This is a genomic window from Streptomyces sp. NBC_00433, from assembly GCA_036015235.1.
In the GTDB taxonomy this organism is placed as follows: domain Bacteria; phylum Actinomycetota; class Actinomycetes; order Streptomycetales; family Streptomycetaceae; genus Actinacidiphila.
In genome coordinates this window covers 8243103-8259007 of record CP107926.1, presented here as the reverse complement: position 1 = coordinate 8259007, position 15905 = coordinate 8243103, and the positions used below count along the sequence as shown (strand labels likewise).

Sequence of the window (15905 nt, the reverse complement as noted above, 5' to 3'; positions counted from 1 at the left end):
CCGCGCCCGGGCGGGCGGAGCGGGCCGCGCTTGCGAAGCTGGACGGGACGGTCAGGAGTCGGCTGCGGCGGCGGCCGCCTTCTCCAGCTGGAAGGCCTCGTTGCCCTGCCCGATCCTGGCGTGCACCTCGGGCTTGGTGCTGCGCAGCACCAAGCCGTAGACCAGGCCGATGACGGCGCCGAGCGCGATGACGCCGGGCAGGATCCAGCGCAGCCCGTGGCCGGGGTTGGCGCCGAGCAGCACCGAGAAGTCCTTCACCGAGTAGACGAAGATCGCCCCGAGCGCGAGGGCGGCGATGGCGGAGGTGGCCAGCCGCCAGCCCTGGACGCGGGCGGCGCCGCGCTTGACGAAGAAGGCGATCACCGCGATCGCGGCGGTGCACATCAGCAGCACCACGCCGAGCGCGCCCACATTGCCGAGCCAGGTGAACAGCCGCAGCACCGGCGCCGTCGGGTCGCCCACCGGCTTGTCGTCGGTGACGGCGAAGACGACGACGACCACCAGGGCCACCGCGGACTGCAGGAACGAGCCGATGGCCGGTGCGCCGCTGGTCTTGGAGGTGCGGCCGACCGCGGCGGGCAGCAGCCCGTCGCGGCCCATGGCGAAGGCGTAGCGGGCCACCACATTGTGGAAGCTCAGCATCGAGGCGAAGATGCCGGTGATGAAGAAGACGTTGAGGACGTCGGTGAAGGCGGTGCCGAGCCGGTCCTGCGTGAGCGCGAAGATCAGGTTCGGGCCTTCCTTCTGCGCCCCGGCGATGACGCCCGAGGGGCCGGTGGCGACCGTGATCGCCCACGCGCTCAGCGCGAAGAAGACGGTGGCGAAGCCGACGGCCAGGAACATCACCTTGGACACGACCCGCTGCGGGTCGCTGGTCTCCTCGGCGTAGACCGGGGCCTGCTCGAAGCCGAGGAAGCCGGCGATGGTGAAGCACAGCGCGGTGCCCAGGCCCGCGCCGCTGAGGGTGCTGGGGTCGAAGGCGTGCGCCGAGACACCCTGCGTGCCCGGGTCGCTGAGGAAGCCGACGTCGAAGACCACGATCATCGTGGTCTCGATGAGCAGCAGCAGACCCAGGGTCTTCGCGTTGAGGTCGATCTTCAGGGCGCCGAAGACCGCGGTGATCGCGACGCCGCCGAGCGCCGGTATCCACCAGGAGACGTTGTGCTGCCAGTGCTGGGCGATCTGGCTGGATATCTCGAAGCCGAAGAGGCCGTAGCTGCCGCACTGCATGAGGCTGTACGCGAACAGCGCCACATAGGACGCGCCGGCGCCGACCGTGCCGCCGAGGCCGCGGGATATGTACGCGTAGAGGGCGCCGGCATTGTGGACGTGCCGGCTCATCTCGGCGTAGCCGAAGCTGAACAGGATCAGCACGGCGCCGACGATGACGAACAGCAGCGGCACCCCGACGATGCCCATGGTGGCGAAGGTGGTCGGGATGACGCCCGCGACCACGAGCAGTGGGGCGGTGGCTGCGAGAACCGAGAGCAGCAGGGCCGGCGCGCCGATCCGATCCGCGCGCAGCGCGCGCTGCTCTCCCTTGAACGTGCTGATGCCGGTCGTACTGCCCGTCAGCATGGCTGTGTGTGTCCTTCCGTGGGGTGGTGCCTGAGGGAGCGGGGCCTACGAGGTACCGAAACCGAGCGCGGTGTTGCGCGCGGCACGGAACGACTTCTTGGGGTCGCGGTCGAAGTACGACCAGGGGATGCGGGTCGCGTCACGACCGATCCGGTTGAAAAGTGCGGCGGCGGCGACCATGTCGCCCGCGTGGACGTGCACGAAGGCCAGGTGGTTGAGGTCGAGCAGCAGCCGCGGGTGGCTGCGGCCGTCCCAGTCCAGCCACCAGTCGAAGGCGCTGCGCAGATTCGCCCTGGCCCGCGGGCTGGTCCAGTACGCCAGCCGGCCCGGGTCGGCGGGCAGCGCGCCCGCGGCGGCCAGCGCGTGGTAGCGCTCGACCAGGGCGACCAGCGGCAGCGCGCCCAGCGGCGAGCCCGGTCCCGCCTCGTCCGCGGCCCACTCGGCGAACTCGTACACCTCGTGGAAGGGGTCGTCGCCGTCGGTCTTCTGACGCTCCGCCAGGCAGCGCGTCATCAGGTAGTGCCCGTGGTGGTGGCCGCGGTGCCGGCCGCGGACCTGGTCGAAGGCGCGGACCTGCTCGTCGTCGCTGCCGGTGTGCCGGGCCAGGATGAGCAGGCCGAGCCACGGCGAGGGGTCGGCGGGAGTCATCCGGGCCGCGCGCAGGCAGGCGTCGCGTGCCGACTCGACGCTCTGCCGGCCGGCCGCGGCACGGAAGACCGCGGCGGTGGCATACAGAGCGGCGGCGTCGGCGCTCTCGGGCTCCGCGAGCCGCCACTCGTCGGCCCAGGTGGCGGCCGAGCGGCCCTCACCCAGGACGACCAGCCGGTGGCCGCGCAGGTCCCAGTCGTCTCCGGTACGCGCGAGCAGCGCGCGGACCTCCGTCCAGCGGCCCTGGATCAGGGCAGCGCGAACGGCGATGAGCTCCTCGTCGCCGAGGGCGGTATCAAATGCCACGTCGTCCTTGCCACGCGAAAAGCGGAAGGGTGGCGGCGGTGGGGTCATCCGCGGGCAGCCCTCCACGGCGCGCGTTACGTCATGTGATCGCCAACAGCCAATCGGTTTGCGGCCGTCGGGGACAAGTCCGGTCCTGTTGTCTCGCTGTAGTCCCGTAGGGTGGCGTCGGTTTGGAACGTGCGAACCGCGGATTCGGGTGATCTGCTGCGCGGACAGCCACCGGACTGGTATTCGAATAGGCGATTCCGCTACGAAGTGGCGCCGGCGTGGGCGGCGCGGCAGGGACCGGTGAATGGACGGCACAAACGTGGCACGCGAGGACTCCGCCGCGTCGACACATCCGCTGGCCTACGTACGGCGCAGACACGGCTGGAGCTACCAGGACGTGGCCCGGGTGATCGCCGAGCACGCGCGGGCGCTCGGCGTGCCGATGGCGGCCCGCCGGGAGAAGGTGTGGCGCTGGGAGCACTGGGGTGTCGTCCCCGAGGCCGACAGCCAGCGCGCGCTGGCCCGCGCGCTGGGCATACCGGCGCGCGAGGTCGACGCCCGCCCGTGGCCGCGCTGGCTGCCCGCGCACGGCGGCATGCCCGACGGGCTGCCGTGGACGACCGAGGGCAGCCTGACCGCGCTGTCGTCGGTCCTGGCCGACGCGGCGGCCGACCCCCGCGGCTTCCCGATCGCCGACGAGCAGGGTCTGCTCGACGCGATCGCCGACTGGGACGCGGCCGGCGCGGAGGACGCCGGGCACCGCGGTGCGGCGGCCCGCGAACGGGTCCCGGCGCAGGCCGTGGCCGGGGCCCACGGCGTCGACGGGCCGGTGCTCGACTGGCTGGAGTCCGGGGTGACCGGACTGCGGCAGCTGGACGACCGGCTCGGCGGCGCGGCCGTACGGCACCGGGTGGACGCCGATCTGCGGCTGGTCGGCGGCCTGCTGCGGCGCGAGGCCCCCGGGCCCGGCGGACGGGGCGCGGAGCGGCGGCTGCTGCGGATCGCCGCGGACCTGGCGCAGCTCGGCGGCTGGGCCGCCACCGACTCCGGGCGCCACGGGGCCGCCCAGCGGCACTACCTGACGGCGCTCAGGCTCGCGCACAGCGCGGGCGACCGGTCGCTGGCGGTCGCGGTCTGGGCCGGCCTCGCGCTCCAGTCGGTGATCGCGGAGCGGCCGGGGGACGCGGTGGCCGCCGCGGAGGCGGCGGTACGGGCCGCGGGCGGCGCTCCGCCCTCGGTCCGCGCGCTCGCCGCCTCCCGACTGGCCAGGGCGCACGCGGCGGCGGGCGCCGAGGGCGCCTGCCTGCGGGCCGCGGCCGAGGCGGAGCGGCAGCTGGCGGCGGGGGGCGCGGACCCGGGGCCCGCGTGGCTCTACTGGCTGGACGGCGCCGAGCTGACCGCGCAGCACGGGCTCGCGCTGCTCGCGCTCGGCCGGGGGGCCGAGGCGGCGCCGCTGCTGGACCGGGCGCTCGACCGCATGGGGCCGTCCTTCGTCCGCGACCGCAGCCTCTACTGCGCCCGCGCCGGCGAGGCCCATGCCCGCGCCGGGGACCGGGACGGCGCGCTGGCGCTCGGCCGGGAGGCCGCCCGGCTGTCCAGGCAGTGCGGTTCGCCGCGGCTGGCGGCCGCGCTCGACGCGCTCAAGGCGTGCCTGGACCAGGACGGCCCGCGGGACCGGCAGGCTCTTGCCTAACGATGACCGATTCCCCCGCTCGACCGGCTCCGTAACTTCGTGACCTGCAAGGAGACGGCGCAACCCGGCGCCGGCCGCAGCAGGGAGACGACAGTCATGAGCGACATCCAGCAGCTGGTCGAGCAGTACATCGCGGTGTGGAACGAGACCGACCCGGCCGCCAGGCGGCGCGGGATCGACGCGGTCTTCGCGGCCGACGCCCGCTACACCGACCCGCTGGCCGACGTCACGGGGCCGGCCGCGCTCGACGCGGTCGTCGCCGCGGTGCAGGCGCAGTTCACCGGCCTGGTCTTCACGCTCGGCCCGGTCGACGCGCACCACGGCGTCGCCCGCTTCACCTGGGAGCTGGGGCCGGCCGGCGGCGAGTCGCTGGTCATCGGCTTCGACGTGGTCACCACCGGCGACGACGGGCTCGTGCAGCGCGTCGTCGGCTTCCTCGACAAGGTGCCGGCCGCCGCCTGACCGGCGGCCCGCCCCGGGGCCTGCCCGCCCCCGTCGTCCGGACGGGATCCGCCGGACAGGCCCCCAGCCCACTTCCCACTCCGACTTTCACGACAGGAGTTCCGCCATGGCCTCGGCCTCCTCCACGCTCTCCCCGTCCGCACCCCGGAGCGCGGCTCCGGACGCCGGGCGGTCCGGTCTCGGCCTGCTGGTCCTGCTGGCCGCCACCTTCATGACCTCGCTGGACCTCTTCATCGTCAACGTGGCGATACCCGCGGTGCAGAGCGATCTGCGGGCCGGCTCCGCGGCGATCCAGTGGGTGGTGGCCGGCTTCGGCCTGGCCGTGGCCACCGGTCTGATCACCGCGGGCCGGCTGGGTGACATCTTCGGCCGCCGGCGGATGTTCGCGGTGGGGCTCACGCTGTTCACCGCGACGTCGGCGGCATGCGGTCTCGCGCCGACCGCCGGGACACTGGTGGCGGCACGGGTCCTCCAGGGGCTGTCCGCGGCCCTGACGGGTCCCCAGGTGCTGGCGATCCTGCAGACGGAGTGGACGGGCAAGGCGCAGGCCCGCGCGTTCAGCATGTACGGGCTGACGATGGGCGTCGGGGCGGTCTTCGGGCAGCTCATCGGCGGCCTGCTGATCAGGGCGGACCTGCTGGGCCTCGACTGGCGGGCATGCTTCCTGATCAACCTGCCGGTCGGACTCGCCGCGCTGGCCGCGACCCCGCGGGCGCTGCGCGAGTCGCGGGCGCCGCGGCGGCCGCGGCTGGACAACACCGGGGTGGCGCTGTCCACCGCCGCGGTCGTCGCCCTTGTGCTGCCGCTGATCCAGGGCAGGTCGCTGGGCTGGCCGGTGTGGACGTGGCTGTGCCTCGCGGGCTCCGCGGTGCTCTTCGCGGTCTTCGTGGCGCACCAGCGGCGGCTGGGCGCGGCGGGCGGCGACCCGGTGCTCGACCTCGCGCTCTTCCGGCAGCGCGGCTTTCGCGCGGGGGCGCCGGCGCAGCTGGTCTTCTGGGCCGGGCAGGGGTCCTTCTTCCTGATCCTCGCGCTGTATCTGCAGGCGGGACGCGGTCTGGACGCGCTGGCCTCGGGTGTGGTCTTCCTGGCGATCGGCGGCGGCTACCTGCTCACCTCGACCACGGCGCACCGGATCGCCGAACGCCTGGGCCGCCGTACGGTCCCGGCCGGTGCGCTGGTGATGGCCGCGGGGCTCGGCGCGCTGTGGGCCGCCGTGCACGCGTCCGGCACCACGGGCAGCCTGTGGGAGCTGGTGCCGGGGCTGTTCCTCGACGGGGTGGGAATGGGCGCGGTGATCGCCCCGCTCACCCATGACGCGCTCGGCACGGTCCCCGCGCGCCTGGTGGGCGCGGCCTCCGGGGTGGTGGCGACCGTCCAGCAGGTCAGCGGCGCGCTGGGCATCGCGCTGATCGGCATCGTCTTCTACGGCGCCGTGGGCGCGGGGGCGCAGGACCGCTACCCGTACGCCTTCGGGCTCGGCCTGGCCTTCCTGCTGGCGCTCGAACTGGTGCTGGCGGCGCTGACTGTCCGCGGCCCGGGGACCGAGAGGTGAGGGACACACAGCGGTAAGGGGCGCCCGTCCTGGATGGGCGCCCCTTACCTGTGCATAGTGCCGCGGCCCGGTGCCGGATTCCCCGGGGCCGCGGTCCGTACGCGCCGAGGAGAGGCGCGCTGTCAGCCGCGGGTGAGGCGGACGACAGGGATGTCGCGGTCGGTGCTCTGCTGGTATTCGGCGTAGGGCGGCCAGATCTCGACCAGGTCCGCCCAGACCTCGTTCTTCTCGTCGGGCGTCAGCGGCTCGGCCCTGGCGGTGAACCGCTCGCCGAGCACGCGGACGTGGACCTCGGGATACGTGAGCAGGCCGCGGAACCAGTTCGGGTGCTCGGGGGCGCCGCCCTTGGACGCCACGACCAGGAAGTCCTCACCGTCCCGGCCGTAGATCAGCACCGTGCGGCGCCACTCCCCGGTGCGGTAGCCCTGGTAGTCGAGCAGCAGGCAGGGCGCGCCCTTGAGGTCGGTGCCCTCGGTCCCGTTGGACTCCTCGTACCGCCTGGCCTGATCCGCCACCCACGACTCGGGGCTGATCTTCACCGCGGCGGGGTCGTACACAGTCATCCGTATGCCTCCTGGGGGGTGTTGTCGGCAACGCTCCCCCACTGTAGATCGCCGCCCTGTCCCTGCTCAGCGACGGCGCCGTCTGCTGGGGTACGACCATCCGGAGCCGACTCCGGCGAAGTGCAGGGCCACGAAGAACAGTCCGGCGATCATCAGGCTTATCGGCGTGAAGGCCGCGTCGGTGTCGGTGCTCGTGACGTTGATCAGATAGGCGATCGCGAAGATGACGGCGCCCACGGCTGCCAGCATGTGAAATCTCCTCGGCTACGGGCCGCCCGTGCGGGCGGCGGTCGGACCCCGGACGCCGGCGGCGCCCGTCACCGACCGTCTGCCCGGCAACCGCCTTTCGACGCACTGCGGTTCGATTCCGTGTGCGAGTCCGGACGGCCGCCTCCCGGCCGCCGTGGCGGCACACCGCACCGCCGTCTCGGGCCGGCCCGGCGCCTCTTCGGTCCGAGCGCCTCTCAGTCCGTCATGCCGGGCGCTCCCCACACCGGGAACCAGCGGGACAGGTCGGCCTCCAGTCGCAGGTCGTTGGCGACCAGGGCCCTGACCTGGAGCTCCAGCGCGTGGTCGCGCTTCTCGCCGGGCAGCGGGGCGAAAGGGTAGAACGACCCGCGCTTGTAGAGGTAGACCAGGGCGATGCGGTGGCCCTGCGGGTCCTGGAAGGCGACCAGCGAGCACAGCAGCTGCGGTCCGAAGCCGCCGGATTCCAGCGCGGAATTGACGGCGTGCAGGTCCGTGACGAGGTCGGTGACCTCGCCGGGGTCGTGCCGGGACCGCAGCCAGGTGTAGCCGTAGCTGTCGCGGCTGTCCTCGACCGAGAGCAGGCTGCGCAGGTCCTGCTGGATCTCGGCGAAGGCGCCGCCCTCGACGGCGGCGAAGCACACCGCGCCCGACCCCGTCGGGCGCAGCTCGCTCGCCGCCTCAAGGGTGATGGCGGCGGAGGACAGGCCGAAGAGCTGGTCGAGGTCGGGGCGGACGGGTCTGCTGCGGCCGAGCAGCACATCGAGCAGGCCCATCAGCGGCGGTCCAGCTCGACGGTGATGGCGGCCAGCTGCGCCAGCCGCTGCTCAAGGCTGGGGTGGGTGGCGAGCAGCTTGGAGACGGTCGGGCTGGTGGTGAGCGCGGGGGCGAAGTAGAACGCGTTGAAGGGCTCGGCCGCGCGCAGGTCCTTCGTCGGGATCGCGGCCAGGTCGCCGCTGACCTTGGTGAGGGCGGAGGCCAGCGCGGAGGGGCGGCCGGTCAGCAGGGCGGCGCTGCGGTCGGCGGACAGCTCGCGGTAGCGCGACAGCATCCGGGTGAGCAGGAAGCTGATCGCGTAGACCACCGCGCTGACCAGCGGCACCAGGATGAACAGCGCGGCGGTGCCCGGGTCGCGGCTGCGCCGGAAGCCGCCCCACAGGCCGATCCTGGTGATCACACCGGCGAGGATGCCGAGGAAGGAGGCGATCGTCATCACGGCGACGTCCTTGTGCGCGACATGGGACAGCTCGTGGGCGACGACGCCCTCCAGCTCGTCCGGCTCCAGCCGGCGCAGCAGCCCGGTGGTCACGCACACCACCGTGTTCTTGTGGTTGCGGCCGGTCGCGAACGCGTTGGGCACGTCGGACTGGGCGACGGCGACCTTCGGTTTGGGCAGGTCGGCGAGCGCGCAGATCCGGTCGACCACGCCGTGCAGCTCCGGCTGCTGCTCGGGGGTGACCTCGCGCGCGCCCATGCTGAAGGCGGCGATGCGGTCGCTGAACCAGAACTGGACGACGAAGAGCAGTCCGGCGATGATCAGGATCATCGGCCAGGCGCCGCGCAGCAGTGCGAGCAGCGCTCCGACGAAGACGACATAGAGCAGTCCGATCAGGAACATCGTGACGGCCATGCGGGTCGTCAGTCCCCGGTCCTGTGCGAAGCGGTTGCGTGGCATGTGGCCCCTCCCGAGCTGTGCGGGGGCGCGGGTCGCGGGCGGCGGCCCTGCGTGCTCCACTGGTCATGATGGTGCGTGCTACTCCAACTGTTGCACCGATCCAACGACCGGGACGACCCCTCCGGTTCCGCTCATCGGGTCACATCGAGCACCAGCTTGCCCGTCGTGCGCCTGGCGCGCAGGTCCGCGTGGGCCCTGGCCGCCTCCGACAGGTCGTAGACGCCGCCGACGCGCGGACGCAGCCGGCCGTCCGCGGTCATCGCGATCAGCTCCGCCATCGGCTCGCGGTACATCCCCGGGCGGCCCAGGCAGTGCATCAGCCAGAAGCCGACGACCGACCGCGACCGGCCCATGAGCTGCGCGGGCTCGACGGGGGTGGGGGCGGTCCTGGAGGCCATGCCGTACGCGACCAGCCGGCCGAAGGGGGCCAGGGCGGCGAGCGAGGCGTCGAAGACCGGGCCGCCGGTCATCTCCAGCACGATGTCGACCTTGCGCCCGCCGTTGGCCGCGGTCAGCCGCTCGGTGAGCCCGTCGGGGTCGGGGTCGACCGCGACGTCGGCGCCCATTTCCAGCGCCAGGTCGCGCTTGTCCTGCGACGAGGCGGTGGCGATCACCCGGCCCGCGCCGAAATGCCGGGCGAGCTGGACCGCGAGCGAGCCGGTGCCGCCGGCCGCGGCGTGCACCACGACGCTCTCGCCGGGCGCCAGCCGCGCCGACGTCCGCAGCAGGTGCCAGGCGGTCAGGCCCTGGACGACCAGCGCGAGCGCCTGCCCGTCGGTGACCCCGTCGGGCAGGTCGTGCGCCAGGTACGACTGGACGGCGGCCTTCTGGGCGTATCCCCCGTTGTCGGTGAGGGCGACGACCCGGCGGCCGTCGGCGGTGCGGCCGACGACCTCGGCGCCGGGCACCATGGGCAGGGTGGAGCGGGAGAGGTACGAATTCTCCACGGTGTGCGTGTCGGCGTAATTCACCCCGGCGGAGTCGACGTCCAGCAGCAGCTGCCCCTCGCCGGCGACCGGGTCGGGCAGTTCCGCCTCCCGCAGGACCTCGGGTCCGCCGAATTCGGTGATCTGGATCGCGCGCACGCCGGCTCCTCCGGGGGTGGGTCGGTGCCGGGGACCCGGCACCGACCACACATTACCGACTGGTCGGTATGGAGACCAGCCGCGGCAATGTGCCGCGACTCCCCCCTTCCACCCCGTGCCGCCGGGCTCCGCGGTCAGGCCGCGGGGACCGGGCGGGGCGGCGGCGGACCCACATAGCGGGCCGACGGGCGGATGATCTTGCTGTCCGCGGCCTGCTCCAGGATGTTGGCGCTCCAGCCGACCACCCGGGCCGCGGCGAAGGTCGGGGTGAACATCTCCCGCGGCAGCCCGCACAGCTCCATGACCACGCCGGCGTAGAACTCCACATTGATGTGCAGCTCCCGTCCGGGCTTCAGCTCGGCGAGCAGCGCCTCCGCGCGCGCCTCGACCAGCACGGCGAAGTCGACCAGGTCGCCGCCGATGTCCCGGGCTATGCCCTTGAGCAGCCGGGAGCGCGGGTCCTCGGTGCGGTAGACGGGGTGGCCGAAACCCATGATCCGCTCGCCGGCCGCGATGTGCTCGCGCAGCCAGGGGTCGACGCGGTCCGGGGTGCCGATCTCGTCCAGCGTGTCCAGCGCGCGGCTCGGCGCCCCGCCGTGCAGCGGCCCGGACAGCGCGCCGACCGCCCCGACCAGGCAGGCCGCCAGGTCCGCACCGGTCGAGGCGATGACCCGGGAGGTGAAGGTGGAGGCGTTGAAGCCGTGGTCGACGGTCGAGATCAGATACTGCTCGACGGCCCGCGTCCGGACCGGGTCGGGCTCCTCGCCGGTGAGCATGTACAGGTAGTTCGCGGCATACGGCAGGTCGTCGCGCGGCTCGATCGGCGCCAGGCCGCGGCCGAGCCGGTGCAGCGCGGTCAGCAGCGTCGGTACGGCCGCACAGGCGGCCAGCGCGTCGGCCTGCCGCTGCTCGGGGTCGAGGTCGTACAGCGGCCGGAATCCGGCGGCGGCACCGGTCAGCGACAGTGCCGTACGCAGCCCGGCCAGCGGCCCGGACCCGCCGGTGGCGCGGGCGACGGCGGGCAGCGCGTCCCGCACGGCGGCGGGCAGGTGGCGCAGCCGCGCGGTCTCCCGGGTGAAGCGGGCCCGCTCCTCCACGGTCGGCAATGTGCCGTGGAACATCAGATGCCACACGTCCTCGAAGCTGCGGCTCGCCGCCAGCTCGACCGCGGAGAACTCGCGGTAGTGGTAGAAGCCCTCGGCTCCGCGGACGTCACCGAGCACGGTATCGGTGACGATCACGCCCTTGAGGCCGCGCGGGACGTCGAGCGGCGCCGGCGGTGCCGGCTGCGGCGGGGCGGACTTCGAGGCGGCGGGGGGTGCGGTGGTGGGCATCGGTTTCCTCCTTGACTCTTCACTTGACTGTCCATGATTGATTCGTAGCGTGTCAACATTGATTGATCAATGTGAGCAAGGGTTGACGCGAGGCGGATACGGTGGCGCCCATGACGGACGGGACAGCGGGCGGCGGCGACGGCCGCATCGGTACGCGGGAGGCGGCGGCGCGGCTCGGCGTCAAGCCGGAGACGCTGTACGCCTACGTCAGCCGGGGGCTGCTCGGCAGCCGGCGGGCCGCCGGCGGGCGGGGCAGCACCTTCGACCCGGCCGAGGTCGCGGCGCTCGCCGCCAGGGGGCGGGCGGGTGCGGGTGCGCCGGGCACCGCCTCCTCCGCCTCCTCCACCTCCGACGGCCCGGCCGAGGGATGGGGCCGGATCCGCACCGGCATCACCCTCATCGACGCGGCGACCGACACCTACGCCTTCCGCGGCGTCGACGCGGTCGCCCTGGCGGAGGCCTACGCCTACGAGGAGGTCGCGCAGTGGCTGTGGACCGGTGAGCTGCGGGTCGGCATGCGCTTCGGCGCTCCCCCGCTGCCGCTGGCCGCGGCCCGGGCCGCGGCGGGGTCACTGCCCGCCGGCAGCGGGCCGATGGACCGGATGCGGGTCGCGGTGATCGCCGCCGGCGCGGCCGATCCGCTGCGCTTCGACCTCACCCGGGAGGCGGTGCTCGGCTGCGCCCGCGGGCTGATCCCGACGCTGGTCGACGCGCTGCCGCCGGCCGGGCGGACGGACGTCCCCCGCGACGCGCCGCCGCCCGCCGGCGGAGCGGACACCCCCGGCGACGCGCCCATCGCCCGGCGGCTGTGGCCCCGTCTCACGGCCCGGGAGCCGGACCCGGCGTCGCTGCGGGTACTCGACGCCGCGCTCGCGCTCCTCATCGACCACGACCTGGCCACGTCGACCCTCGCGGTCCGGGTCGCGGCCACCGGCCGCGCGCACCCCTACGCCGCGGTCTCGGCCGGGCTCGGGGCGCTCGACGGGCCGCTGCACGGGCAGGCCAGCGCGCTCGCCCACCGGATGCTCGCCGACGTCCTGGCCGGCGGCAGCGCCGGCCCCGTCGTCGCGGCGCAGCTGCGCGCCGGGCAGCGCGTGCCGGGGCTCGGCCACCGGCTCTACCGCGGCGAGGACCCGCGGGCGCGGCTGCTCCTCGCGCTCCTCGCCGACGTGCCCGCTGCGGCGGACGCGCTCGCCGCGGCGCGCGACGTCGTCGCCACGGCGGCGCGGCACACGGCGCTGCACGCCAATGTCGACCTCGCGCTCGGCGTCCTGTCGGTCGCGTCCGGGATGCCGCCGGAAGCCGGCGAAGCGGTTTTCGCCGTGGGCAGGACCGCGGGGTGGATCGCGCATGCGCTTGAGGAGTACGGGGAACAGGCGCTGCGCTTGCGGCCGACGGGGGTTTACGTCGGGGCGGCGGCGCCCCAGCCGCTACCGCTGACGCGGGGGTGAGTGGGGGCGCGCCGCGCCTGCTGCCCGGTGGGGGCTTGTCGCGCAGTTCCCCGCGCCCCCGGGGTGGGTGCCCCTTGCGGTGGGTGGTCGGCTGACCCCGTGACGTGGTGGGGCGGGCAGTTCCCCGCGCGCGTCGTGGGGGTCAGGGGAGGGTGACGTGGGGGATGCGGGTGATCAGGTCGGACCATTCGGTGTCGGTCTGGCCGGGGACCATGCGGCCGGCGGAGCGCCATTGGTCGGCCAGGGCGGCGAAGACCGGGGCGTCCGCGCGGGTGTGGTGCAGAACCGTTCCACCTCGGGCCGGCTCCGCGGCGGCTTGCGCGTTCCTCTGCATCGGTGCCATACGCGGACAACGAGTGTGCGGGGCCCCACGCCATGGAGGCGCGGTCCGCTCCACCCGGACGAGTGAAGGGTGGAATTTCCCGGCGCCGCCACCCGTTGGGGAGGGCATGAGCACTGTGGAGCTGACCAAGGAGAATTTCGACGAGGTCGTGTCTGCCAACGACTTCGTCCTCATCGACTTCTGGGCCGCCTGGTGCGGGCCGTGCCGGTCGTTCGCGCCGGTCTACGACAAGTCTTCCGAGAAGCACCAGGACCTGGTCTTCGCGAAGGTCGACACGGAGGCCCAGCCTGAGCTTGCGGCGGCCTTCCAGATCCAGTCGATCCCGACGCTGATGATCGTCAGGGACAAGGTGGCGATCTTCGCCCAGCCGGGCGCGCTGCCCGAGCCGGCCCTGGAGGACGTCATCGCGCAGGCCCGCGCGCTGGACATGGCGGAGGTCCACAAGTCCGTCGAGGAGTCCCAGGCGCAGCAGGGCTGACCCCCGCCCCCGAGCCCGGTAGGCGCCATGCGCCGCCGGGCTCTTCGGCGATCCCGAAAGCGGCCGCCGGGGGCATTGTCGGTGGTCGGACCTACTCTCGAGGAGTGGGTGCAGCCGTTGGCGCCGGAGCCGGGCGGGTCGCCGTCGTGGCCGATGCGGTCGGCGGCGGCGGGCGGCTGTGCGGCGTCGGGGAGGACGGCGGGGCGGTCGGCGGGACCGCGGTGGTGGCGGATCTGGCCCGGGCGGTGCGGGAGGTCGAGGCGGCGGCAGCGCCGCGCTGGGTGTGGGGCGGGACGGAGGAGGTCTACCAGGGGCTGCTCGACCGGGGCGGGGTCCGGGTCGGGCGGTGCCATGACGTGAAGCTGGTCGAGTCGCTGCTGCTCGGCCAGGAGGGCAGGCACGGCAGGCCGCGCTCGCTGGGGGCGGCCTGGGCGCGGCTGCACGGGCTGCCCGAGCCGCCGGACGCGCCGGAGGCGGGCGCCGACGACCAGCCGGTGCTCTTCGCCGCCGACCGGCACCACCTGCCGCAGGACGTGGACCCGCTGGCCGCGCTGGTCGAGGTGCACGCCGAGCAGCAGCGGCGGATCGCCGCGGGGGACCGGCCGGACCGGATGCGGTTGCTGTGCGCGGCGGAGTCCGCGGGGGCGCTGGCGGCGGTCGAGATGGGCAGGGACGGCCTGCCGTGGAGCGCGCGGGCGCACGACGAGTTGCTGACCGGGCTGCTCGGGCCGCGCCCTGCCGGCGGTGCCAGGCCGGCCAGGCTCGGCGAGCTGGCGCAGCGCATCCAGGACGAGCTGGGCCGCCCGGTCAACCCCGACTCCCCCGCCCAGTTGCTGCCCGCCTTCGCGCGGGTCGGTGTGCCGTTGGCGTCGACCCGTTCGCACGAGCTGCGCAAGGTGGAGCACCCGGCGGCCGGGCTGCTGCTGCGGTACAAGGAGCTGTCGCGCATCCATGCCGCGCACGGCTGGGCGTGGCGCGAGGCCTGGGTGCGCGACGGGCGCTTCCGGCCCGAATATGTGGTCGGCGGTGTGGTGTCGGGGCGCTGGGCGACCCGGGGCGGCGGGGCGCTGCAGATTCCGCGGCCGCTGCGGGCGGCCGTGGTCGCCGACCCCGGCCATCTGCTGGTGGTCGCGGACGCGGGCCAGCTGGAGCCGCGGGTGCTTGCCGCGATGTCCGGCGACCAGGGCCTGGCGCGCGCGGCGGCCGGCGGCGATCTTTACGCGGCCGTCGCCCAGGACGCCTTCGGCGGCGACCGGCCGCGGGCCAAGATCGCCCTGCTCGCCGCGATGTACGGGCAGACCAGCGGTGAGGCGGGCCAGTTGCTCGCGGTGATGCGACGGCGCTTCCCGGTGGCGCTCGCGCTGGTGGAGGCCGCGGCCCGTACCGGCGAGGCGGGCGGGATCGTACGCTCGCAGCTCGGCCGTACGTCCCCCGCGCCGTCCGCCGACCGCTTCCTGGACGAGGCGGCGGACCCGGCGGACGGGGCGTCGCCGGACCGCAGGGCGGCCAGGTCCTGGGGGCGCTTCACGCGGAATTTCGTGATCCAGGCGAGCGCCGCGGACTGGGCGCTGGCGATGCTGGCGGCACTGCGCAGGGAGCTGGCCGGGATCGGTCCCGCCCCGCGGCTGGTGTTCTTCCAGCACGACGAGGTGGTCGTGCACACCCCGGCGGACCTCGCGCCCGCCGTGGAGTCCGCGGTCGCGGCGGCGGCCGACGAGGCCCGCCGCCTGGTCTTCGGTGCGACCCCGGTGCCCTTCCCGCTGGAGACGCACGCGGTGGAGCGCTACGCGGACGCGAAGTAGCCCGCCGGGGGTGTGCGGGCGCCGTCAGTCGCCGGCCGCGGTCACTTGTCGGCTGCCGCGTCGGAGTCGGCCACGGACGCGGCCGAGTCCGCGTCGTCCACCAGCTTCTGCATGTGGGCCAGATCGGAGGCGGCCGGCGCCGGCGAGGTGCTGCCCGGGTCGGCGGAGCCGTCGGCGCCGCTGTGGCCGCCGCAGCCGGTGAGCAGCAGCGCGGCCAGCGCTCCCGCGGGCAGCAGGGCGAGGGCCCTCCGGTGCGCCCGGGTCATTTGCCGGCGCCCTTCTTGGCCTTGGCCGGGAAGTGCTGGGTGCCGCACCAGGTGCGGACGGCGTCCAGGTCGGTGGAGCGCTTGGTGAGGGTGGGGACCAGCGACTGGCGGAAGGTCAGCCGGTCCTTGAGGAGGGTCGACACGGCCGTGTCGCCCTTGGCGTCGGCATTGGTGACGCGCTGCTGGAGCCGGGCGACGGAGCCGCGTTCGGTGACCGGGCCGTTCAGCCTGGCCAGGGCGCGGTCGATGCGCGCGTCGACGGTCGGCAGCCGCTTGCACAGCGCGCGGGCGCCGTCCCCGGTCGGCGCCTTGCCCGCCGCGTGGGCGGCGGCGGAGGGCGTGGGTGCGGTGGTGTCGGCGGCGGCTGTCCCGGCCGCGGCGAGCAGGGCCGCGGCCGCCGCGGTGACGGCGACCGCGGTACGGGTGGTGCGCATG

Annotated in this window: 17 protein-coding genes; 6 read left to right on the top strand and 11 right to left on the bottom strand. The window is 74.4% G+C overall.

Going from position 1 to position 15905, the window contains the following annotated elements; all coding sequences use genetic code 11:
- Positions 1-51: 51 nt before the first annotated feature.
- Together OG900_35675 and OG900_35670 are read right to left on the bottom strand one after the other, a co-directional pair.
- Positions 52-1578: an APC family permease gene (locus OG900_35675; protein WUH94967.1), complete on the bottom strand. Its 1527-nt coding sequence runs from the start codon at positions 1576-1578 to the stop codon at positions 52-54.
- Positions 1579-1623: 45 nt separating this feature from the next.
- The gene (locus OG900_35670) at positions 1624-2580 is read right to left on the bottom strand and encodes a hypothetical protein (protein WUH94966.1); all 957 of its coding nucleotides are present in this window, start codon (positions 2578-2580) and stop codon (positions 1624-1626) included.
- A 244-nt stretch (positions 2581-2824) separates the two neighbouring features.
- Between OG900_35670 and OG900_35665 the strand changes: the two genes are divergently transcribed.
- The 3 genes from OG900_35665 (at position 2825) to OG900_35655 (ending at position 6227) form a co-directional block, all read left to right on the top strand.
- Complete coding sequence (locus tag OG900_35665; protein WUH94965.1) at positions 2825-4213, top strand: hypothetical protein; 1389 nt, start codon at positions 2825-2827, stop codon at positions 4211-4213.
- 96 nt (positions 4214-4309) lie between these two features.
- Complete coding sequence (locus OG900_35660; GenBank protein ID WUH94964.1) at positions 4310-4675, top strand: nuclear transport factor 2 family protein; 366 nt, start codon at positions 4310-4312, stop codon at positions 4673-4675.
- 106 nt (positions 4676-4781) lie between these two features.
- The gene (locus tag OG900_35655; GenBank protein WUH94963.1) at positions 4782-6227 is read left to right on the top strand and encodes an MFS transporter; all 1446 of its coding nucleotides are present in this window, start codon (positions 4782-4784) and stop codon (positions 6225-6227) included.
- Positions 6228-6349: 122 nt separating this feature from the next.
- Here the strand turns inward: OG900_35655 and OG900_35650 are convergent, their stop codons facing one another.
- From OG900_35650 to OG900_35625, 6 genes are all read right to left on the bottom strand, one after another.
- Positions 6350-6790, bottom strand: coding sequence for a nitroreductase family deazaflavin-dependent oxidoreductase (locus OG900_35650; protein WUH94962.1), 441 nt, complete (start codon positions 6788-6790; stop codon positions 6350-6352).
- Positions 6791-6856: 66 nt separating this feature from the next.
- A complete protein-coding gene (locus OG900_35645; GenBank protein WUH94961.1) occupies positions 6857-7039 on the bottom strand; it encodes a hypothetical protein in 183 nt (60 codons plus the stop codon).
- Positions 7040-7254: 215 nt separating this feature from the next.
- Entirely contained in the window at positions 7255-7812 is a 558-nt protein-coding gene (locus tag OG900_35640; GenBank protein ID WUH94960.1) for a hypothetical protein, read from the bottom strand.
- The gene (gene htpX, locus OG900_35635) at positions 7812-8711 is read right to left on the bottom strand and encodes a zinc metalloprotease HtpX (protein ID WUH94959.1); all 900 of its coding nucleotides are present in this window, start codon (positions 8709-8711) and stop codon (positions 7812-7814) included. Before htpX ends, OG900_35640 begins: the two co-directional genes overlap by 1 nt.
- Before the next feature lie 131 nt (positions 8712-8842).
- A complete protein-coding gene (locus tag OG900_35630) occupies positions 8843-9796 on the bottom strand; it encodes an NADPH:quinone oxidoreductase family protein (GenBank protein ID WUH94958.1) in 954 nt (317 codons plus the stop codon).
- A 134-nt stretch (positions 9797-9930) separates the two neighbouring features.
- Positions 9931-11130 carry a citrate synthase/methylcitrate synthase gene (locus OG900_35625; protein WUH94957.1) on the bottom strand — a complete coding sequence of 400 codons (1200 nt, stop codon included), beginning with the start codon at positions 11128-11130 and terminating at the stop codon, positions 9931-9933.
- A gap of 110 nt (positions 11131-11240) precedes the next feature.
- On the opposite strand from OG900_35625, the gene OG900_35620 reads away from it, so the two are divergent.
- Entirely contained in the window at positions 11241-12581 is a 1341-nt protein-coding gene (locus tag OG900_35620) for a citrate synthase (GenBank protein WUH94956.1), read from the top strand.
- A 142-nt stretch (positions 12582-12723) separates the two neighbouring features.
- On the opposite strand, the gene OG900_35615 is transcribed toward OG900_35620, so the two are convergent.
- The gene (locus OG900_35615; GenBank protein ID WUH94955.1) at positions 12724-12924 is read right to left on the bottom strand and encodes a hypothetical protein; all 201 of its coding nucleotides are present in this window, start codon (positions 12922-12924) and stop codon (positions 12724-12726) included.
- A 106-nt stretch (positions 12925-13030) separates the two neighbouring features.
- Here OG900_35615 and trxA point away from each other — a divergent pair, with 106 nt between their 5' ends.
- Positions 13031-13402, top strand: coding sequence for a thioredoxin (trxA, locus tag OG900_35610; protein ID WUH94954.1), 372 nt, complete (start codon positions 13031-13033; stop codon positions 13400-13402).
- Between the two features lie 104 nt (positions 13403-13506).
- Positions 13507-15204 carry a bifunctional 3'-5' exonuclease/DNA polymerase gene (locus OG900_35605; GenBank protein WUH94953.1) on the top strand — a complete coding sequence of 566 codons (1698 nt, stop codon included), beginning with the start codon at positions 13507-13509 and terminating at the stop codon, positions 15202-15204.
- 41 nt (positions 15205-15245) lie between these two features.
- Here the strand turns inward: OG900_35605 and OG900_35600 are convergent, their stop codons facing one another.
- Positions 15246-15470: a hypothetical protein gene (locus OG900_35600; protein ID WUH94952.1), complete on the bottom strand. Its 225-nt coding sequence runs from the start codon at positions 15468-15470 to the stop codon at positions 15246-15248.
- The gene (locus OG900_35595) at positions 15467-15904 is read right to left on the bottom strand and encodes a hypothetical protein (GenBank protein WUH94951.1); all 438 of its coding nucleotides are present in this window, start codon (positions 15902-15904) and stop codon (positions 15467-15469) included. The genes OG900_35600 and OG900_35595 overlap by 4 nt, the downstream gene beginning before the upstream one ends.
- Between the last annotated feature and the right edge of the window lies 1 nt (position 15905).